Origin of the sequence: Pseudomonas tensinigenes, assembly GCF_014268445.2 — a bacterium.
GTDB classification, from domain to species: Bacteria; Pseudomonadota; Gammaproteobacteria; order Pseudomonadales; family Pseudomonadaceae; genus Aquipseudomonas; species Aquipseudomonas tensinigenes.
In genome coordinates this window covers 2,853,391-2,874,235 of record NZ_CP077089.1, presented here as the reverse complement: position 1 = coordinate 2,874,235, position 20,845 = coordinate 2,853,391, and the positions used below count along the sequence as shown (strand labels likewise).

The following is a 20,845-nucleotide window of genomic DNA, read 5'->3' as shown; positions in this document are numbered from 1 at the left end:
TTTTAGATGAAGAAATCAATGCGGAAATAGATCGGTGCTTCACGCTCGGTCAATGCATCCGGGCGCTCGAGGGAATGAGCAAACGTCACCACGGCGGACAGGTGTTTGCCACTGGCGAACAGGTCCAGTGAATTGCTCGACATACGCCCGTGCTGATCGCCGTTGTAGCGATCGCCACGGATCACACCCTGGTCGTAACCCAGGCTGGTGCCGTATTCGGAGAACACCGGTTGCAGCCATTCGATGGTCACCGGACGCGACCAGCGCAGATCGTTGCGCCAGTAACCACCGCTGTCGCCCGACAGCGATTGATCCTTGTAACCACGAATCGACGACGAGCCGCCAAGGCTGGTGCGTTGCGGGCTGAACAGCACGTCCTCGCTACGCTGGCCGGTCATCAGGCTGCTGAAACTGAACGACTCGCCCCAGACCTTGAACGGTTGCAGGTAACTCAGAGTCGCGGTGTATTTGCGGTACCGCGCGTCCGGCTCACCGGGGCCAGGATCATGGCTGCCTTGCGCGTCGAAAGCGCCAATGCCTTGTTGCATGCCCGCGTCAAAGTTGACGAACGCACTGCCGACACGGCGGCCGTGGTTGAAGCCAAACTGTGCTTCGCTGATGCGGTTGCTGCTCAGTTTGAGTTTGCTGTCTTCGATGAAGTTGTTGGTGCGCAGATACGACAGGCCAGCGCTGAGCGAGGTTTTGCTGACGGCGTCGCGGTGGATCACCCGCTCGGCGCGCAACTGATGGTTTTCGCTGTCGCCGGTCTGCTTGAAGTTGTAACCATTGGCGGCGATTTGCGAGCGGTATTCGCTCTGGCTGTAGGTGTAGCTGAATGTCCACCAGCCCCACGGCAAGCTGTAATTGAGCATGGCGTTATTGGAGGTGTGTTGATGGTCAGTCATCGCATCATGACCGCCGCGCAGGCTCAACTGATCCGCCAGGCCAAGCGGGCTGTCCCAGTCAAACGTGGTGCCCCATTGCTGTTCACCGGTGCTGCGCTGGCCGTCGTTGTTGCGTGACAGCCCGACTCGCCATGGCTTCTGTGGAGTGTTGGTGACCAGCACTGCACTGCCGCCGACGTTCTGGCCGGGCGCCAGCTCCATTTTTGCCTGATTCGATGGCAGGCGGTTGAGCTGATCGACCATTTGCTCGATCTCGCGCAGGTTGACCAGTTCACCGGTTTTGCCGGGAAAGGCCATGGCCAGTTCGCGCTCCGAGAGCTGGCTGTTTTCCGCGCCTTTCATGCCTTCGAGCTTGCCTTCGACCACCAGCACTTGCAGGTGCCCGCTGGACAGATCCTGCTGCGGCAAGTAGGCGCGGCTGGTGACCAGACCTTTCTCGATGTAGTGATCGGTGATGACTTTGAGCAGCTCGTTGAGCTGCGGCACGCCGAGGCATTCACCGATATAGGGTTTGAGCAGACGCGTCTTTTCGCGATCCGACAGACTGTCCGCGCCCTTGAGCTCGATGTCTTTGATCGGGAAACAGCGGGTATCGGTGGGGGCTGCCGGTTGCGCAGGCTTGGCATCCTTGCCGGGCAGATCCTTGAGTTCTTCCAGGCGCCGCTGCTGTTCTTCGAGCAGGCGGTTCTGCCGGTCACGGATAAGGTCGGTGTCACCGGGAGTCGGTGCGGCGACGGCGTTCTGAAGTGGAGACAGGCACAGCAACGCTACGCACAACCTCGCCACGAGGGCGGGTGAGGACATGTTCGATCCCTCGAGACGAAAAGTGACATCAAAATAGTGGCGCGATATTAGATGGCCATCATTTTGACGTCAAACAATCGTTTCGACCGTTTGTCGGGTTTGTATCGAGGAATGTACAACTGGGTTCGGTACAGCGAGGGCGCGTTTTCATTGATCTGGCGGCAGCGAGTAACTCAGTTCAAGCAGCCCCGCTTTTCAGTGTTCAATACCCAGTCGTGTGGCGACGTCCTCGGGGGCCAGCACGCGGCCATCGGCCGCCGTTAGGGTCAGCTTGCGAATCGGCTGACGATTCTTTGCATCGACCATCACCGAACCCGGCTCACCCGGCGCATACATGAATTCACCGCCCCACTGCGACAGCGCGACGATCACCGTCTGCAAGGCTTTGCCGCGCTCAGTCAGCACGTATTCCTTATAGGCGCCGCCATCGGCCGCAGGCAGCGCTTGCAGGATCCCCTGCTCCACCAGGCCTTTGAGGCGCGCGCTGAGCATGTTCTTCGCGATATCCAGGCTCTTCTGAAAATCATTGAAACGCCGAATTCCGTCCAGCGCGTCACGAATGATCAGCAACGACCACCAGTCGCCGATCAGGTCCAGTGTCCGGGCCACCGGGCAAGCATTGCCCTGCAAGCTTTTGCGTTTCACGTAGGAGTACTCCATGCATTCATCGATTGGCCTCGCGGCTCACAGTTGCATCATACAACTCCAAGACACACCTCACGACTGGACCGTTGCAAAACCAGCACCTGCATACAAGTAGCCGGAGCGCTTTGCGCTGATAGTGAATGTCGCCATTTCGGCACTGACCCCCGACGCAGGAGTTTCCATGAGCACCTTCACCACGCAAGACGGTACCGAGATCTACTACAAGGATTGGGGCAGCGGTAAACCCGTGCTGTTCAGCCATGGCTGGCCGCTGGATGCCGACATGTGGGAATACCAGATGGAATACCTGAGCAGCCGTGGCTATCGCACCATTGCCTTCGATCGCCGTGGTTTCGGCCGTTCCGATCAGCCGTGGACCGGGTATGACTACGACACTTTCGCCGATGACATCGCGCAACTGATCAACCACCTGGACCTGCGTGACGTGACGCTGGTGGGCTTCTCCATGGGCGGCGGCGATATCAGCCGTTACATCGCTCGTCATGGCAGCGAACGCGTTGCCGGTGTCGTATTGCTGGGCGCGGTGACGCCGCTGTTCGGCAAGAAAGCCGATTTCCCGCAAGGTGTCGACACCTCGGTGTTCGACGGTATCAAGGCTGGCTTGTTGCAGGATCGTGCGCAGTTCATCGCTGACTTCGCCGCGCCGTTCTATGGCACCAATCAAGGCCAGAAAGTCTCTGACGGCGTGCTCGCGCAAACACTCAACATTGCGCTGCTGGCCTCGCTAAAGGGCACCGTGGATTGCGTGACCGCGTTCTCGGAAACCGACTTCCGCCCGGACATGGCCCAGATCGATGTACCGACACTGGTGATCCATGGCGACGGCGACCAGATCGTGCCGTTTGAAACCACCGGCAAGCAGGCGGCCGCGCAGATCAAGGGCGCCGAACTGAAGGTTTATGCAGGTGCGCCACATGGGTTTGTGGTGACGCACGCGCAGGCCCTGAATGAGGATTTGCTGGCGTTTCTGAATCGTTGAAACCGGCGCAGTGGTGAGGGGAAGATTCTGCTCACCACTGCACGTTACGCCAACGGTTTTTTTATCTCCCAACCCCACAGCCGATTTCCTGCAACCCCTGTGTTTCAAGGGTTTCCAAGCGCTGCATCAGATTTTTATCTTCACATCCCAGCTTAATAATATTTTACCGAAATCCCCCTCCTCCCTAGTCTGACCGCAAGCAAAACGGACAAGCCAACAGCGGCCCGAATCCCACTGCCTTGCTAGGAAGGATGTAGAGATGACCACTGCAATAATAAAAACAGACACGCTGATCGTGGGTGCTGGCCAGGCAGGCGTCGCCATGAGCGAACACCTGAGCAAACTCGGTGTGCCGCACCTCGTGCTGGAGCGCAATCGCATTGCCGAACGCTGGCGCACCGGGCGTTGGGACTCGCTGGTTGCCAACGGCCCGGCCTGGCACGACCGCTTTCCCGGCCTGGAATTCGATGACGTCGATCCCGACGGCTTCGCCCCGAAAGAGCGCGTGGCGGATTACTTCGAAGCCTATGCAAAGAAATTCAATGCGCCGATCCGCACCGGCGTTGAAGTGAAAAGCGTGGTGCGCAATGTCGGGCGCCCGGGTTTCACCGTCGAGACCTCCGAAGGCGTGATCGAAGCCAGTCGTGTGGTCGCTGCGACCGGGCCGTTTCAGAAACCGGTGATTCCGGCGATTGCCCCGCAGGACGAACGTCTGTTGCAGATCCACTCCGCTGATTACCGCAATCCGCAGCAACTGCCGGCAGGCGCAGTGCTGGTGGTCGGTGCCGGTTCTTCCGGCGTGCAGATTGCCGATGAGCTGCAACGTTCCGGCAAGCAGGTTTACCTGTCGGTCGGCGCCCACGATCGCCCACCTCGCGCCTATCGCAACCGGGATTTCTGCTGGTGGTTGGGCGTGCTTGGCGAGTGGGATCAAGCGGCGATGAAACCGGGGCGTGAGCACGTGACCATCGCGGTCAGCGGTGCCCATGGCGGGCGCACCATCGATTTCCGTGGTCTGGCCCATCGCGGCATGACCCTGGTTGGCGTCACCGAATCGTTCAATAACGGCGTGGTGACCTTCAAGCAGGACCTGGTCGGCAACCTCACTCGCGGCGACGAGAATTACCTGGCGTTGCTCGATGCCGCCGATGCCTACATCGAGCGCAACGGCCTCGATCTGCCGGAAGAACCTGAAGCGCGCGAAACCTATCCGGACCCCGAGTGCGTGAAAAATCCGCTGGCCGATCTGGATCTGGCCAAGGCCGGTATCACGTCGATCATCTGGGCCACCGGGTTCGCCGTGGATTATTCCTGGCTGCGAGTCGCGGCGTTCGACGACAAGGGCAAGCCGGTGCATCAGCGCGGTGTGTCGAGCGAACCGGGTGTGTATTTCCTCGGTCTGCCGTGGCAGTCGCGCCGGGGTTCGTCGTTTATCTGGGGCGTGTGGCACGACGCCAAGCACGTCGCCGATCACATCGCCACCCAACGCAAGTATCTGGACTATCGCGATGCCGAGCAGCGTGAAGCCGCACTGCATTCGAGCAGCCACAACAAAGCCGCCGATACCGTCGACGCTTGATTGCCTTTTTTCGCTCCGGCGCCGATTGCGCCGAGCAAACCTTCTTCAGGAGCCTTTCATGAGCCAGCCCACCCACACTCGCATCCGCATGTTCAACACCAAAGACACCTACCCGAACCAGACCCTGGACAATGACCTGTGCCAGGCCGTGCGTGCCGGCAACACCGTGTATGTCCGTGGTCAGGTCGGCACGGATTTCGACGGCAATCTGGTGGGTCTGGGTGATCCGCGCGCGCAGGCCGAACAGGCCATGCGCAACGTCAAGCAACTGCTCGAAGAAGCCGGCAGTGACATGAGCCACATCGTCAAAACCACCACGTACCTGATCGACCCGCGTTATCGCGAAGCGGTGTATGGCGAAGTCGGCAAGTGGCTTAAAGGCGTGTTCCCGATCTCCACTGGACTGGTGGTGTCGGCGCTGGGGCAGCCGCAGTGGCTGATGGAGATTGATGTGATTGCGGTGATTCCTGAGTAAGACATCACACCGAGTCGCGGCCTTCGCGAGCAGGCTCGCTCCCACATTTGGAATGCATTTCATTGTGGGAGCGAGCCTGCTCGCGAAGAGGCCAGTCCAGACACACAAGGAGTTCAATAGATGACCTTTTCAATCGCAGCCCGCTGCGCCGAAACCGGCCAGTTCGGTGTCGGCATCAGTTCCTCCAGCATCGCCGTCGGTGCGCGCTGCCCGTGGCTGCTGCCCGGCGTTGGTGCGGTGTCGAGCCAGAACATCACCCTGCCGTCTCTCGGCCCGGAAGTCCTCGCGCTGATGGAGCAAGGCCTGGCGCCGGACGATGCGCTGGACAAAGTCCTCACGCGCAACGGCTACAGCCAGTACCGCCAGATCACGGCGATCAACCACCTCGGCCAGACCGCACATTTCAGCGGTGCGCAAACCCTCGGCGTGCACAACGCCGTCAGCGGCGAACAGTGCGTCGCCGCCGGTAACATGCTCGCCGGGCGTTCGGTGATCGAAGCGATGGTCAGCGCCTTCGAGGACGGCGAAGGTCAACTCGCTGATCGTCTGCTCAAGGCCCTGCACGCCGCGCAAGCGCTCGGTGGCGAAGCCGGCCCGGTGCATTCGGCCGCTGTCGTGGTGGTCGGCGAACAGACCTGGCCGATCGTCAACCTGCGCGTCGACTGGGCTGATGAAGACCCGATCGGTCAGTTGCAAAAGCTCTGGGATGCGTATCAACCCCAGTTGCAGGACTACATCGATCGCGCCCTCGACCCCGCCAAAGCTCCCGGTTATGGCGTGGCCGGTGATGACCGATGAACAGCGTCGAGTTGCTCAAGGCGCTGGTGGGTTTCGATACCACCAGCCGTGGATCCAACTTGCAACTGATCGAATTCGTCCGCGATTACCTCGCAAGTTTCGACGTGTCCTGCGCGCTGATCTACAACGATGAGCGCAGCAAGGCCAACCTGTTCGCCACGATCGGCCCGGTGGATCAACCGGGTATCGTGCTGTCCGGGCACACCGATGTGGTGCCGGTCGATGGTCAGCCGTGGACGCTGCCGCCGTTCGAACTGACGGAACGCGACGGCAAACTGTTCGGGCGCGGTACGGCGGACATGAAAGGTTATATTGCCTGCGTGCTGGCGTTGGTGCCGGCGCTGGTGCAGGCGTCGTTGCACCTGCCGGTGCACATTGCCCTGTCTTACGACGAAGAGGTCGGCTGCCTCGGCGTGCGTTCGCTGCTCGAGGTCTTGCAGCAGCGTCCAGTCAAACCGCTGCTGTGCATCATCGGCGAACCGACCGAACTGAAACCGGTACTCGGCCACAAAGGCAAACTGGCGATGCGTTGCGATGTGCATGGCCATCCGTGCCATTCGGCTTACGCGCCACTGGGCGTCAATGCGATTGAATACGCCGCCGAACTGATCGCTGAGCTTGGTCGCCTCGGTCAGCAACTGAAAGCGCCGGAGCATCACGATGCGCGCTTCGACCCGCCCTACAGCACCGTGCAAACCGGAGTGATCAGCGGCGGCAAGGCCTTGAACATCGTGCCTGCCGATTGCCGTTTCGATTTCGAAATTCGCGCCCTGCCCTCGCAGGATCCGGGCCTCGTCGCCCAAGCACTGAAAGCCTACGCCGAACGCGAAGTGCTGCCGCGCATGCGCGCGATCAGTGCGCAAAGCGAGATCCGCTTCAGCGAATTATCAGCCTATCCGGGGTTGGTCACCGATGCGCAGAGCCAGGCCGCCGAGCTGATTGCGGCGTTCTGCGGTTCAACGGATTTCGCCACGGTGGCGTTCGGCACGGAAGGCGGACTGTTTGATGCGGCGGGTATCCCGACCGTGGTCTGCGGGCCCGGCAGCATGGATCAGGGCCACAAACCCGACGAGTTTGTCAGCCTCGATCAACTGAAGGCCTGCGACGAAATGCTCCAACGGGTGCTGACATTCATCAGCGATTGAACCGTGGCTCGACTGCTCTCAAGCGTACAGTCGGGCCAACTCTTCACGGCAATGGTCGACAAACAACTGCACCGGTTTGGTCAGTTGCACCCGCCGCAGCCAGGCTGCCGACAATCCCGACCCGGTCACGGTTTCCGCCAGCGGCACGCAGACGACTTTCTGGCCGTCGTAGGTGTAGTCGCTGAACGGTTTGGTGACCAGAATCGAAAAGCCGAAACCGCGCCCGACCATGCCGCGCACCATCTCGATTGATGGGGAGCTGAACACAATGTGCGGGGTCAACCCGCGCTCCTCGAAAATGCTCACGAAGTAGGTCCGGCTCGGCACCACGTCGAGCAGAATCATGGGCTCCAGCACCAGATCATGCAGCGAGACTTTCGCCTGTTGCGCAAAGCGGTGATCGGCCGGGAGCAAGGCGTAAGGCTGCTGCGCGGGCATCAGCGGCGTGGTTTCAATCGTGCTATCGAGATCGTGCTCGAACAGCATCGCCAGGTCGATGCTGCCGGCGGTCAGCGCCTGCACCAGCTCTTGCTGCTCACCGTCGCGAATGCGGATTTCCACCCCCGGCCAGCGTTCCTTGAAACCGGCGATCAGGCGCGGCAGGTACAGCGGCGCGACAGTTTCAAAACAGCCGATATCGATTTGCCCGGCTACCACATCGTTATCGGCCAGTGCGTTCTGTTCGAACTCGTGAGCCACCCGCAGCAGCTCCAGTGCCTTGCGATAGAACCGCGAGCCACTGGGCGTCAGCGATACACCCTGGGCGTGATGGCGGATGAACAGCTGCACGCCGAAACTTTCTTCCAGGTGCTTGATCGCGGTGGAGACCGACGGCTGCGCGATGTAGAGCTTGCGCGACGCTTCGGCGACGCTGCCGCAGTCGGCGGTGGTGACGAAGTATTTGAGCTGGCGCAGGTTGTAGGCGGCCATGGGAATCTCCAGAAAATCAAACGATCGCAGCCTTCGGCAGCTCCTGCACAAAGCGCTGTGAATCAAGATAAGAGAGAAGCCTGAACATACCGGAGCCAGGCCTCACCCGGAGCATATTTTTTTTAAGGTCTGTAGCAACAAACTTACTAATTTATCTCTCGCGGTGCTTTGCACATGATCGCTTCAACAAGAAATGCGCCGCCCGTGCCGGCGCTTGCCGAAGTACGTCCACGTACTCATCCTTGCCTTGGAGTTCGTCATGGCTACCCCTGCAGCAACCTCCGCTCCGCTGATTGAAAAACACACGATAGGATACGTGCCCCCCGAAGATCGCCACGGAAAGGTCAGGGATCTGTTCACGCTCTGGTTCGGCGGCAACATCGCGCCGTTGCCCATCGTTACCGGTGCGCTGGGCGTGCAGTTGTTTCACTTGAATCTGGTCTGGGGCATCGTCGCCATTCTCGTCGGCCATCTGGTCGGTGGTGTGCTGATGGCGCTGCACTCGGCGCAAGGCCCGCAGATGGGCATTCCGCAGATGATCCAGAGTCGCGCGCAGTTCGGCTCGCTTGGCGCGTTGCTGGTGGTGCTGATCGCCGGCGTCATGTACATCGGCTTCTTCGCTTCCAACATCGTGCTGGCCGGCAAGTCGTTGCACGGCGTGGTCGACAGCGTTCCGGTGCCGGTCGGTATCGTCATTGGCGCAGTCGGTTCGGGAATCATCGGCATCATTGGCTACCGCTTTATCCATGTACTCAACCGCATCGGCACCTGGGTGCTGGGGATCGGCATCGTCGTCGGTTTCGGCTACATATTCACCCACATTCAGACTGACGACTTCCTCACCCGTGGCAGCTTCAACCTCTCCGGTTGGCTGGCCACCGTGTCGCTGGCCGCGCTGTGGCAGATCGCGTTTGCGCCTTACGTGTCGGATTATTCGCGGTACTTGCCGGCCGACGTCAAAGTCTCGTCGACGTTCTGGACCACGTACTTGGGGTCGGCGCTCGGTTCGAGTCTGGCGTTTATTTTCGGCGCCGTCGCGGTGCTGGCGACGCCCGTCGGCATGGACACCATGGATGCAGTGAAACTCGCCACCGGTTCCATTGGCCCGCTGATGCTGGTGCTGTTTCTGCTCAGCGTGATCAGCCACAACGCCCTCAACCTTTACGGCGCGGTGCTGTCGCTGATCACTCTGGTGCAGACCTTCGCCTACCGCTGGATCCCCACCGCCAAGAGCCGCGCAGTGATCTCGATCATCGTGTTGCTGGCTTGCTGCTTTGCCGCCGTCGGCGCCTCGAAAGACTTCATCGGCCACTTCGTCGACATGGTGCTGGTGTTGCTGGTGGTGTTGGTGCCGTGGACGGCGATCAACCTGATCGACTTCTATGCGATCCACAAAGGTCAGTACGACATCCAGTCAATCTTCCAGGTCGACGGCGGCATCTACGGCCGCTACAACCCGCAGGCGTTGCTGGCTTACGCAATCGGCATCGCCGTGCAGATCCCGTTCATGAACACGCCGCTGTACGTCGGCCCGGTGTCGGCGCACATCAACGGTGCGGATCTGTCCTGGCTGGTGGGACTGCTGGTGACCTCGCCGTTGTATTTCTGGCTGGCTAACCGAGACACGTCTTACCGTCGACGGATGATGGGCGGAAAACTGGCGGGCAATCTGTGAGATTGATGCGCTGAAAAAGAAGGCCCGCGCTGTGCGGGCCTTCTCCGTTGCGGTGTGGTATTTGTTTACGCCTGACGACGATTGGGTAAGGGACATCCAGTGCTGCGAATACTCGGTAAAGCCTCATCGATCAACGTGCGCAAAGTGCTGTGGACTTGCGCTGAATTGCACATTCCTTTCGAGCGAGAAGACTGGGGTTCGGGCTTCAAATCGACCAACGATTCGGAGTTCCTCGCGCTCAATCCCTGTGCCATGGTGCCGGTGATTGAGGACGGTGATTTCACCTTGTGGGAATCGAACACGATCATTCGTTATCTGGTGTCGCGTTATGACGGTTTGCACCTCTATCCGACCGAACCGCAAACCCGGGCGCGGGTTGATCAGTGGATCGACTGGCAGGCATCGGAGCTGAATCGCTCGTGGTCGTACGCGTTTCTATCGCTGGCGCGCCAATCGCCGGAACATCAGGACAGCGCCGCATTGTCAGCCGGTTGCCGCGACTGGGCGCGAAACATGGCCATCCTCGACCGGCAATTGGAAAAGACCGGCGCTTACGTCAGTGGCGAGGCGTTTTCCCTGGCGGATATTCCCATCGGGCTGTCGGTGAACCGCTGGTTCGAAACACCATTGGCTCACCCGGATTTTGCCGCGGTAAAGGCTTATTACGAGCGTCTGAGCCTGCGTCCCGGCTACGTGCTGCACGGTCGAAACGGTACGCCGTGATCGAGCTTATTTACCTTTGAACGCCTCATGTCGCGCCAGCCGTTCGGCGGCGTAGGCTGCTTGTGGCTGGCTGATCAGGTCTTCCCGACGCAACGCTTCACCGCAGTGCTCGCACAGCGGCCCGAGACCGGCGCTGTGGTTGCAGTTCTTATGGGTCATGTTCACCGCCAGCCCCTCCTCCGGTGCTTTGCACCAGGTCTCTCCCCACGCCCGCAGCGCGATGATTACCGGGTAGAACGCCTCGCCTTTCGCGGTGAGGTGATACTCGTAGCGTTTCGGCCGCTCGTTGTACAAGCGCCGCTCAACCAGCCCATCCGCTTCCAGACATTTCAGGCGCGCGGCGACCATTTGCGGCGTACCGCCGGTCTGCGCCTGGATCTCGTCATAGCGATGATTGGCCATGAACAACTCGCGCAAAACCAGCACGGTCCAGCGGTCGCCGACGATCGTCTCGGCCCGGGAGATCGGGCACAGCGTGTCAGGAAGACTATCGTTTACTGCCATCAGGGCTTGCCTCTTTTACAGTTACTATGATTATCATATCTACACGATGCCGGGACAAGCCCTGCGCACCGATAATCCCATTGCCGGAGCAAGCCGCCATGTCGAATACCTCCTACCCGCTGGACAGAACCGCCTATCTGCTGGTCGATCCATACAACGATTTTCTTTCGGACGGCGGCAAGATTTTCCCTTTGATCAAACCCATGGCTGAAGAGAACGGCCTGCTCGACAACCTGCGCAAACTCGACCGCACGGTGCGCGAACTGAAAATTCCGGTGGTCATCGTACCGCATCACCGCTGGGAAAAAGGCGACTACGAAAGCTGGGCTCACCCGACCCCGACCCAATGCAAGATCATGCACATGCACCATTTTGCCCGCGGTGAATGGGGCGGTGAATGGCACCCGGATTTCGCCCCGCAAGAGGGCGACATTGTGGTTCAGGAACACTGGGGCTCCAGTGGTTTCGCCAACACCGACCTGGATTTTCGCCTGAAACAACAAGGCGTCACCCACGTGATCATCGTCGGCCTGCTGGCCAACACCTGCATCGAAGCCACCGCGCGCTATGCCGCGGAACTGGGCTACCACGTCACCCTGGTCCGCGATGCAACGGCGGCCTTCAAAGCGGAAATGATGCACGCCGCCCACGAACTCAATGGCCCGACATTTGCTCACGTCATTGCCAGCACGGACGAACTGATTGCCAACCTCCAATCCCAGGGTGAAGCGCAATGAATCTGACCGGCCATTTGCTGATCGGCGCGGCGGATGTCGCCGCCACCGAAGGAACAATGAAAGCGCTGAACCCGGCGACTGATCATCTGATCGAACCGGACTTTGCTTTCGGCGGTGCGGCACAGGTTGATCAGGCAGCGACACTCGCCGATGCGGCATTTGACCGCTACAGCCACACCTCGCTGGCCGAACGCGCGGCTTTCCTCGAGAGCATCGCTGACAACCTCGACGAAGTACGCAGCGAACTGGCGGCACGCGCGGCGCTGGAAACCGGACTGCCCGAAGCTCAGCTTGAGGGCGAAGCGTTGAAAGCCGCGACCCAGTTCCGCCAATTCGCCGATGTGGTGCGCCGGGGGCGCTTTCTGCAACTGGCCATCGACCCGGCGCAACCCCAGCGTCAGCCGCGCCCACGGATGGATCATCGCCTGCAAAAAATCGCCATCGGCCCGGTGGCGATTTTCGGCGCGAGCAACTTTCCGATTTCCTACTCGGTGGCGGGTGGCGACACCGCGTCAGCATTGGCGGCCGGGGCTCCGGTGATTCTCAAGGCACACAATGCGCATCCCGGCGCTTCGGAAATTCAGGCCCGGACCATTCGTAAAGCCGTGCAGACGCATGGTTTGCCCGAAGGCGTTTTTTCAATGGTGCGTGGCGGCGGCAATGCCATTGGCGAAGCGCTGGTCGATCATCCGTTGATCAAGGCTGTGACCTTTACCGGCTCCGAACCGGGTGGCATGGCGCTCTATCGCCGTGCGCAATTGCGACCCGAGCCGATCCCGGTATTCACCGAAATGACCAGCGTCAACCCGACCTTCATCCTGCCCGAGGCGCTGGCGGCTCGCGGCGCCGAAATCGGCGACGGCTTCATCGAACGGATGCTGGTCAACGTCGGGCAGGCCTGTTTGTGTCCGTCGATCCTGATCGCCATCCGCGGTGCGGGGTTTGATGAACTGCGCAACGCCATGCGTAAACGGGTCAGCGAGGCACCGGCACGGACAATGCTGACGCCGGGTATTCATGGCGCCTACGTTGAGGGTCTGGTGGCAATGGAAAGTGCCGGCGCGCAGGTGATCGCGGCAGGCAAGCCGGCCGATGCCACGTTCGCCGGACGTGCGGCCTTGCTGGAAATCGAGGGGCAGCATTTGCTCGGCGAACCGGCACTGGCCCATGAGGTGTTCGGCCCGTCGGCGCTGCTGGTGGCGGTCAGTGATGCCGAGGAACTGCTGGCGGTCGCCCGCTCGTTCAGGGGACAGCTCAGCGCCGCTATCCACCTTGAAGATCCTGACCTGGAACTCGCTCGGCGCCTCCTGCCGATCCTCGAACGGCGCACCGGACGCATCGTGGTCAACGCTTTCGCGCATCCACAGGAAGTGACGTACGCCACGGTGCACGGCGGGCCGTTTCCGGCGACGTCGGACAGCCGCTTCACCTCGGTCGGCATGACCTCGATCGAACGCTTCTTGCGTCCCGTGGCTTATCAGGGTTTTCCGGATGAGTTGTTGCCACAGACGTTGCGCGAGGGCAATCCGCTGCAGCTGCCACGCAGCGTCGACGGGCAATAACAGCGATCCAGTGCGCGGCAGACGCGATCATGCGTCTGCGCGCACCACCCCGCGCTCTTCCAGCAAACGCACAAACATGCTCAGGCTGCGCGACACCGTACCCCGTCGCCACACCAGCCAAGTGGTCAGATAACGAAAGTCCGCCGCCAATGGCCAGACGCTGACCGTGGCACTGCCGGGCATGCTCTGCAGCATTTTGCGCGGCATCAGTGCCAGGCCAGCACCGGCGCTGACGCAGGCGAGCATGCCGTGGTACGACTCCATTTCGAAGATCTTGCCCGGTACGGCAGCGTCGGTGCTGAACCATTTTTCGAAGTGATGACGGTAGGAGCAGTTGGAACGGAAGGCATAAATGTTTTCGCCGTTTACGTCCGCTGCGCGCTTGACGGGCGCGTGGTTGAGCGGCGCGATGATGACCATTTCTTCCTCGAATGCCGGCACACCTTCCAGCGTCGGATGCAGCACAGGGCCGTCGACAAATGCTGCCGCGAGCCGTCCGGAGAGCACGCCATCGATCATCGTGCCGGACGGCCCGGTGGACAGGTCGAGATCGACTTTCGGGTGCAGTTGGTTGTATGCCGCAAGCAATTCGGGGATGCGCACCGCCGCCGTGCTTTCCAGCGAACCCAACGGAAAGGCGCCTTGCGGTTCTTCGCCCGCCACCGTCGCCCGAGCCTCCTGCACCAGATCGAGAATCCGTCGCGCGTATTCGAGAAAACTCCACCCCGCCGGCGACAGGCGCAAACGGCTTTTCTCGCGGATAAACAGATCAACGCCCAGATCCTGCTCAAGCTGCTTGATCCGCGTGGTCAGGTTCGACGGCACGCGATGGATCTGCGCGGCGGCGGCGCTGATGCTGCCGTGTTCGGCAACGGCTTTGAAGATTTCCAGCTGGACCAGATCCACAGCCATTCTCCAATCGTGAAAGAAACGATCTTTATTATTCAGTTTCCAGAAAACAAACACCACCCTACTCTAAGCCCATCCGACGAACCTGCAGGACGATGCCATGAGCCAGATTTCCAGCCAGACCCACGCCATCTCGATCAACCCCGCCAACGGCGAGCAGATTGGTCATTACGCGTTTGAATCCGCCGCCGCGCTCGACGCCGCACTGACCCGCGCCGCCTACGGCTTCGGCAAATGGAAACGCAAGCCGCTGCAAGATCGCTCGCGCTTGTTGAGCGCCCTGGCCGGTGCATTGCGTGAAACCAGCGAAGCCATGGCCACGATGATCACCCAGGAAATGGGCAAGCCGATCGCTCAGGCCCGTGGCGAAATCGAGAAATGCGCCAAGCTTTGCGAGTGGTACGCCGAACACGGCCCGGCCATGCTCGACGCTGAGCCGACGCAGGTTGAAGGTGGCAAGGCGCGCATCGAATACCGTCCGCTCGGCCCGATTCTCGCGGTGATGCCGTGGAACTTCCCGATCTGGCAAGTACTGCGCGGTGCCGTTCCGGCGCTGATCGCTGGCAACACTTACGTGCTCAAGCACGCGCCGAACGTGATGGGCAGCGCCTATCTGTTGCGCGACGCGTTTACTCGCGCCGGTTTCGCCGAGGGTGTTTTTGAGGTGATCAACGTCACCCCGGAAGGCGTTTCCACCGCGATTGCCGATCCACGCATCGCCGCTGTAACGCTGACCGGCAGCGTGCGTGCCGGTATGGCCATCGGCGCTCAGGCCGGTGCCGCGCTGAAGAAATGCGTGCTGGAACTCGGCGGTTCCGATCCGTTTATCGTGCTCAACGACGCCGATCTGGATGAAGCCGTGCAAGCGGCGGTGATCGGTCGCTATCAGAACTCCGGTCAGGTCTGCGCAGCGGCCAAACGATTGATCATCGAAGCAGGCGTGGTTGAAGAATTCACCCGCAAGTTTGTCGAGGCCACGCGCAAGTTGAAGGTCGGCGATCCGTTGTCCGCCGACACCTACATTGGCCCGATGGCGCGCTTCGACCTGCGCGATGAACTCGACCAGCAGGTACGCGACACTCTGGAAGAAGGCGCAACGCTGTTGCTTGGCGGCGGCAAATCCGAAGGCCCGGGCAACTACTACGAGCCGACCGTACTGGCCGATGTCACCGACCGCATGACCTCGTTCAAACAGGAACTGTTCGGCCCGGTCGCTTCGATCATCACCGCCCGCGATTGCGCGCATGCCGTGGCACTGGCCAACGACAGCGAATTCGGCCTGACCGCCACGATCTACACCGCCAACGTCGCACTGGCCCAGCAACTGACCAGCGAACTGGACACCGGGGGCGTATTCATCAACGGCTACTCCGCCAGCGACCCGCGCGTGACCTTTGGCGGCGTGAAGAAGAGCGGTTTCGGTCGTGAGCTGTCGCACTTCGGCGTGCGCGAATTCTGCAACGCCCAGACCGTGTGGCTGGATCGCAAATAACCCAGACACCGGAAAACCCTGTGGGAGCGAGCCTGCTCGCGAAGAGGCAATGTCAGTCAACCCATCCGTTGCTGACTCACCGCTATCGCGAGCAGGCTCGCTCCCACATTGGGTTTATGCGGCTGCCTGTTGCGGCTCCGCGACGCTGCGATCCTTGCTCAATAATCCCAGCACCACCGCCGCCGATGCGAGGGTGATCACCGTCAGGATGTGCAGCAGATACTGAAACGCCGCCGCATAACCTTGCACCAAACGTTCGTTGGCCAGCCCGGGAACCGTGTTGATCGCATGCGCCATATCACCCGTGGTCACCCGGTGCGCGGTCTCGGCAATCAGCGACGCCTCGGCGCTACCCGCCACCACGTGCATGGCACTCGACAGATCAGCGTGCAACACTGAAGCCAGCACTGCCGCGACAATCGCCAGGGCAATCCCCTCACCCGCCACTCGCACAGTGCTGAAGATGCCCGCCGCCATGCCGGCGCGTTCTTTCGGCACGACACTGACCGACAAACCATCCATCAGCCCCCACGGCAAACCGGCGCCAATGCCGATCAGCAGCATCGGCACCACCAGCGCAAATTTCGCGTCACCGACGTTGTACAGACTCAGCCAATGCAGGCCCACGGCGGCAATCAGGAACCCGGCGCCGGACAAAATGCCAGCGGATACAAAGCGCGCCAGCGACGCGGCCAGCATCGGCACCACCAACATCGGCGCCGACAACGCCAGCAACAGCAGACCGGCGTCGATCTCGCTCAGCCCCTCAACGCCGATGAAGCGCAGCGGCAACATCACCACCAGCACGATGTAGCAGAAACACGTGCCGATCGGCAGCACCTGCACGCCAATGAATCGCGGATAACGGAACAGGGTCAGATCGAGCATCGGCCGTTCGACGCGCATTTCGACGATCACGAAAGCTGCCAACAACACGGCCGAAGCGCCCAGCAAACCGATCACGAGCGGGCTTTCCCAGCCACTGTCCGGCGCCTGGATCAGGCCGAAAGTGAACAGCGCCAGCATCGCACTGAAAAGCACCGTGCCCAGCCAGTCCAGCCCTTTGGCATCCGGGTCGCGGGTTTCGCGCATGCGCGGCAGACCGAAGACCATCGCGATCACACCGATCAACGCCGTAAAGACAAAAATCGCCCGCCAGTTGAAGGCCTCGATCAACGCCCCGGCCATCAAGGGTCCGAACGCCAGACCGATGCCGAACGTTGTACCGAGCACGCTGTACGCCCGGGTCCGGGCATGCCCTTCGAACTCTTGCGCCAGCGCCGCCGAGCCGCTGGCCAGCGCCGCCGCCCCCGCCACGCCTTGAACGGCGCGCAGCACATCCAGCCAGAACACCGAAGGCGCCAGACTCTGCGCGATCGAGGCGACGGTAAACAGCAGCATGCCGAAGGTGAACAGGCGTTTGCGTCCATACACATCAGCCAATGCGCCGGCGGCCATCAGCAAACTGCCGAACGACAACATGAACGCGTTGGTGATCCAGGTCAGCGCCACCGGGCTGCCGCCCAGGTCACGGCCGATGGCTGGTGTCGCCACCGCGCCGCCAGTAAAACTTAACGGCAAGACCAGTGCCGAGAGGCAAACGGCCGCGAGTATGAGCAACTTGTCGCGCGCTCCGTGCGGCTGAGTCATAGCGTTCATCATTCCATCCTTTGAGGATCAATAAGCTGCATTACGCAGCAGATAAGGCGTGAAAAATCCACCGAAGTTTGCAGACGGTGACAATGAGAGCGAGCGGCCTCGCTCTCACAGCTCTGGCGTTCAGTTGTTGAAGTCGGTCGACAGCGCCAATACCTGCCACTGTTCCAACTCCTGCGCCACCAGCCGATTCTTCGCCTCGATCCGCGCAACCGTGTCACTACCCAGCGCCAGTCGCAGCGGCGGGTTCGGTGCATTGACCAGCGTCAGCATCGCCTCGGCAAACTTCTGCGGATCACCCGGTTGCGCATGGTTGGCCGCCTCGGCGAACGCACGCATCTTGCCCACGGTTTCGTCGTAGTCCGGCAGCTCAAGTTGCGTTTTGATCAACGACTGTTCATCAAGGAAATCGGTGCGAAAGAAACCCGGCTCGACCACCGTGGCTTGAATGCCCAACGGCGCCAGTTCCTGATGCAACGCTTCGGTGATGCCTTCGACGGCAAATTTGGTCGAGCCGTAAACGCCCCAGCCCATGTACGCCTGATAACCGCCGATCGACGAGATGTTGATCACCCGGCCACTGCGTTGCGCGCGCATATGCGGCAACACCGCGCGGGTGACGTTGAGCAGGCCGAACACATTGGTCGCGAACAAGCGCTCGGTCTCGCTGGCGCTGGTTTCTTCGACGGCGCCGAGCACACCAAAACCGGCGTTGTTGATCAGCACATCGATACGGCCAAAACGCTTGATGCCTTCGGCAACCGCTTGGTGTGCTTCTTCCTCGCGGGTGACGTCGAGGCGCACCGCCAGCAGGTTCGGCTGATCGCCGAGACGATCGGTGATGTCTTGCGGGTTGCGCGCGGTAGCGATCACCGCGTCACCGGCAAGCAAGGCGCGTTCTGCGATGAGGATGCCAAAACCACGGGAAGCGCCAGTAATGAACCAGGTACGCATTTTCAACTCCTCCTGTCTGCGACCTTTGGCGAGGGTGCCAGGTCTTCTTGATGAGTTGATGCGACTTTAAGGCCGTGCTACTGATGTGATAATCCCAACAATTTTGCATGGCTTTGTGAAAGGTATTCACAGATGAAATCACCTTCGGCGGCGGATCTCAGCGTTTTCCTCTGCACCGCGCAGTACCTGAACTTCAGTAAAGCCGCCATCGAACTCGGTCTGACGCCCTCCGCCCTGAGCCATTCGGTGAAGGCGCTGGAAAACCGTCTAGGCGTGCGCCTGTTCAATCGCACCACCCGCAGCGTGGCATTGACCGAGGCTGGCGAGCGCCTGTATGCCCGACTGAAACCGGCATTCCGCGACATCGACGATGCTTTGGAAGATCTCAATCACTTCCGTGACAAACCCTCAGGCAATCTGCGCATCACCTGCGGGCGGCAAGCCTGCGAACTGGTGTTACTGCCGATTGCCAGTGAGTTTTTGCAGATGTATCCGGACATTCGTCTGGAAGTGGTCGAGAGCGATGCGCTGCTGGATATCGTCGCCAGCGGGTTCGATGCCGGCGTGCGCTTCGGCGATCGCCTGGAGGCCGACATGGTGTCGCTGCCAATTGGCCCGACAATGCGTTCAGTGGTGGTCGGTTCCCCCGCGTTTTTCGAACGCCATGTGGCACCGCAAAAACCCGAGGACCTGCACGGACTGCCGTGCATCCGCCACCGCTACCCCAGCGGTTCGATGTACCGCTGGGAACTCGAACGCGGCGGCATCGCCCAGGAAATCGAGGTCAACGGCCCGCTGACCCTCGGCGATGTCAGCCTGATGGTCGGGCCCGCGCTGCAAGGGCTGGGCCTGGCCTATGTGTTCGAAGATATGGTCAGCGAACACTTGGCCAGCGGGCGTCTGCTGCAAGTGCTGGCAGACTGGTGCCCGTACTATCCAGGTCTGCACCTGTACTACCCGAGCCGCCGTCATGTGCCGGCAGCGCTGAAGGCGTTTATCGACTTCGTGCGCAACCGGCACTAGCGCTTACAGGTACTTCAACCAGGCGATGTCGCGACGACGGGCCTTCAACGCCGAGAACCAGCGCACGGCCGGGAACAGCGCAATTGACAGAAGCGCTGCCGCCAGCCAGATCGCCGCCACTGACGAGAAGCCGAAATAGCTGCCCTGATTCAGCCCGAACAGGGCCACGCCGATCAGGTACAACACCTTCAACGCGTACAGATGCAGCAGGTAGAAAAACATCGGCGCCGAACCGAACACGGTCAACCAGCGAATCCAGCGACGATCCTGCAAGCGTTCGAATGCCAGTAGCAGCAACAGCCCGACGCTCACGGTCAGCGCGATAAACAGCAACGACGGCGGGTACTTGGTGATGTTGAAAAAGCTCATCAGGGTTTGCACGGACGTGTCGCCCACGGCCCACGGTTTTTCGCCATAGCCATTGATCAGCCGCAGCCCGACAAAACCGAGCAGTCCGGCGCTACCAGCAATCAGCAGGTGCAGTTGACGAAATCCCGCTTCAACGCCGCGAGCGAACCACGGCCCCAGCGCATAACCCAGACCGATCACACCGATCCAAGGCAACAACGGATACGACGTGCGCAGGCGCAGAGTGTCGCTGACTTCGATCCAGCCACGATCATGCAAAATCGCCCACGGCACATGCAGCGCCGACTCCACTGGAAAATGCACCGCGTCGAGCAGGTTGTGTCCGCCGATGATCATCAGGCTCAACGTCAGCAACAGCCAGCGCGGCAGCCAGACCAGCAGCGACAAGGCGATCATGCTCAAGCCGATCGCCCAGATCACTTGCAGATAAATCACGCTCGGTGGCAGCTGGAAGGTCCACGCGAAGTTCACCAACGTGAATTCCAGTAGCACCAGAAACAGACCACGCTTGAACAGAAAGGCGCTGACATCGGCCTTGCCTGCGTACTTTTCGCCGAACAACCATGCCGACAATCCCGTCAGCAACACAAATACCGGCGCGCACAGATGCGCCAGGGTGCGACTGAAAAACAGCGCCGGTTCAGTGCTGGCAATGTCCATCGGGTCGCTGACCTGGCGATGCAGCAAAAAGGTTTCACGCACGTGGTCGAGCAGCATGAACAGAATGACCAGGCCTCTGAGGGCATCAATGGACAGCAGCCGGCCAGTGGCTAACGGGGCAGAACGAGGAAGCACAATCGTCATGAGCGTTTCGCAATCGAAGGGATAACAGCAGGTGCCCAGCAGGAACACCGCTAAAAATTCACGTTACCTTATAACAATAAACAGTAAAAACCCAAGCTCAATCGATAGTGATTCTCAGAAAACCTCAGCCGCACAAGTTGCCCAATAGCCTCAGGC

Annotated in this window: 19 protein-coding genes; 11 read left to right on the top strand and 8 right to left on the bottom strand. The window is 60.7% G+C overall.

Translation table 11 applies throughout. The features are described 5' to 3' along the window. Positions 1 to 2: 2 nt before the first annotated feature. Positions 3 to 1,709, bottom strand: coding sequence for a ShlB/FhaC/HecB family hemolysin secretion/activation protein (locus tag HU718_RS12760; RefSeq protein ID WP_186614382.1), 1,707 nt, complete (start codon positions 1,707 to 1,709; stop codon positions 3 to 5). A 195-nt stretch (positions 1,710 to 1,904) separates the two neighbouring features. Continuing rightward, positions 1,905 to 2,354, bottom strand: coding sequence for a winged helix-turn-helix transcriptional regulator (locus HU718_RS12755; protein ID WP_186614380.1), 450 nt, complete (start codon positions 2,352 to 2,354; stop codon positions 1,905 to 1,907). 181 nt (positions 2,355 to 2,535) lie between these two features. Here HU718_RS12755 and HU718_RS12750 point away from each other — a divergent pair, with 181 nt between their 5' ends. From HU718_RS12750 to argE, 5 genes are all read left to right on the top strand, one after another. Next, positions 2,536 to 3,354: an alpha/beta fold hydrolase gene (locus HU718_RS12750; protein ID WP_186614378.1), complete on the top strand. Its 819-nt coding sequence runs from the start codon at positions 2,536 to 2,538 to the stop codon at positions 3,352 to 3,354. A gap of 259 nt (positions 3,355 to 3,613) precedes the next feature. Further along, positions 3,614 to 4,933, top strand: coding sequence for a flavin-containing monooxygenase (locus tag HU718_RS12745; protein ID WP_186614376.1), 1,320 nt, complete (start codon positions 3,614 to 3,616; stop codon positions 4,931 to 4,933). A 58-nt stretch (positions 4,934 to 4,991) separates the two neighbouring features. Beyond that, positions 4,992 to 5,408 carry a RidA family protein gene (locus HU718_RS12740; protein WP_007910844.1) on the top strand — a complete coding sequence of 139 codons (417 nt, stop codon included), beginning with the start codon at positions 4,992 to 4,994 and terminating at the stop codon, positions 5,406 to 5,408. A gap of 120 nt (positions 5,409 to 5,528) precedes the next feature. Then, positions 5,529 to 6,206, top strand: a complete 678-nt coding sequence (locus HU718_RS12735; protein ID WP_186614374.1) for a DUF1028 domain-containing protein — start codon at positions 5,529 to 5,531, stop codon at positions 6,204 to 6,206. Continuing rightward, positions 6,203 to 7,351 (top strand): acetylornithine deacetylase, encoded by a 1,149-nt coding sequence (gene argE / locus HU718_RS12730; protein WP_186614372.1) that lies wholly within the window; start codon positions 6,203 to 6,205, stop codon positions 7,349 to 7,351. The genes HU718_RS12735 and argE overlap by 4 nt, the downstream gene beginning before the upstream one ends. A gap of 18 nt (positions 7,352 to 7,369) precedes the next feature. Here argE and HU718_RS12725 read toward each other — a convergent pair whose 3' ends face one another. After that, positions 7,370 to 8,281: a LysR family transcriptional regulator gene (locus HU718_RS12725; RefSeq protein ID WP_095120359.1), complete on the bottom strand. Its 912-nt coding sequence runs from the start codon at positions 8,279 to 8,281 to the stop codon at positions 7,370 to 7,372. A 259-nt stretch (positions 8,282 to 8,540) separates the two neighbouring features. Here HU718_RS12725 and HU718_RS12720 point away from each other — a divergent pair, with 259 nt between their 5' ends. Continuing rightward, positions 8,541 to 9,956, top strand: a complete 1,416-nt coding sequence (locus HU718_RS12720) for a purine-cytosine permease family protein (RefSeq protein ID WP_186614370.1) — start codon at positions 8,541 to 8,543, stop codon at positions 9,954 to 9,956. 99 nt (positions 9,957 to 10,055) lie between these two features. Then, complete coding sequence (locus tag HU718_RS12715) at positions 10,056 to 10,679, top strand: glutathione S-transferase family protein (RefSeq protein WP_186614367.1); 624 nt, start codon at positions 10,056 to 10,058, stop codon at positions 10,677 to 10,679. A gap of 6 nt (positions 10,680 to 10,685) precedes the next feature. Here HU718_RS12715 and HU718_RS12710 read toward each other — a convergent pair whose 3' ends face one another. After that, the gene (locus tag HU718_RS12710; protein ID WP_150707558.1) at positions 10,686 to 11,183 is read right to left on the bottom strand and encodes a winged helix-turn-helix transcriptional regulator; all 498 of its coding nucleotides are present in this window, start codon (positions 11,181 to 11,183) and stop codon (positions 10,686 to 10,688) included. Between the two features lie 98 nt (positions 11,184 to 11,281). Between HU718_RS12710 and HU718_RS12705 the strand changes: the two genes are divergently transcribed. Both HU718_RS12705 and HU718_RS12700 read left to right on the top strand, forming a co-directional pair. Continuing rightward, positions 11,282 to 11,920 (top strand): cysteine hydrolase family protein, encoded by a 639-nt coding sequence (locus HU718_RS12705; protein ID WP_186614365.1) that lies wholly within the window; start codon positions 11,282 to 11,284, stop codon positions 11,918 to 11,920. Beyond that, positions 11,917 to 13,482 carry an aldehyde dehydrogenase (NADP(+)) gene (locus HU718_RS12700; protein ID WP_186614363.1) on the top strand — a complete coding sequence of 522 codons (1,566 nt, stop codon included), beginning with the start codon at positions 11,917 to 11,919 and terminating at the stop codon, positions 13,480 to 13,482. The genes HU718_RS12705 and HU718_RS12700 overlap by 4 nt, the downstream gene beginning before the upstream one ends. A 27-nt stretch (positions 13,483 to 13,509) precedes the next feature. Here the strand turns inward: HU718_RS12700 and ptrR are convergent, their stop codons facing one another. Further along, positions 13,510 to 14,388: a putrescine utilization regulator PtrR gene (gene ptrR / locus HU718_RS12695; protein WP_186614361.1), complete on the bottom strand. Its 879-nt coding sequence runs from the start codon at positions 14,386 to 14,388 to the stop codon at positions 13,510 to 13,512. Positions 14,389 to 14,491: 103 nt separating this feature from the next. Here ptrR and HU718_RS12690 point away from each other — a divergent pair, with 103 nt between their 5' ends. Further along, the gene (locus tag HU718_RS12690) at positions 14,492 to 15,883 is read left to right on the top strand and encodes an aldehyde dehydrogenase family protein (protein WP_186614359.1); all 1,392 of its coding nucleotides are present in this window, start codon (positions 14,492 to 14,494) and stop codon (positions 15,881 to 15,883) included. Between the two features lie 114 nt (positions 15,884 to 15,997). On the opposite strand, the gene HU718_RS12685 is transcribed toward HU718_RS12690, so the two are convergent. Then, the gene (locus HU718_RS12685) at positions 15,998 to 17,542 is read right to left on the bottom strand and encodes an MFS transporter (protein ID WP_186614357.1); all 1,545 of its coding nucleotides are present in this window, start codon (positions 17,540 to 17,542) and stop codon (positions 15,998 to 16,000) included. 120 nt (positions 17,543 to 17,662) lie between these two features. Then, a complete protein-coding gene (locus tag HU718_RS12680; RefSeq protein ID WP_150730969.1) occupies positions 17,663 to 18,493 on the bottom strand; it encodes an oxidoreductase in 831 nt (276 codons plus the stop codon). Between the two features lie 132 nt (positions 18,494 to 18,625). Here HU718_RS12680 and HU718_RS12675 point away from each other — a divergent pair, with 132 nt between their 5' ends. Further along, positions 18,626 to 19,516, top strand: coding sequence for a LysR family transcriptional regulator (locus HU718_RS12675; RefSeq protein ID WP_150730970.1), 891 nt, complete (start codon positions 18,626 to 18,628; stop codon positions 19,514 to 19,516). A gap of 3 nt (positions 19,517 to 19,519) precedes the next feature. Here the strand turns inward: HU718_RS12675 and HU718_RS12670 are convergent, their stop codons facing one another. Next, positions 19,520 to 20,689: an acetyltransferase domain-containing protein gene (locus HU718_RS12670; protein ID WP_150730971.1), complete on the bottom strand. Its 1,170-nt coding sequence runs from the start codon at positions 20,687 to 20,689 to the stop codon at positions 19,520 to 19,522. Positions 20,690 to 20,845 lie beyond the last annotated feature (156 nt).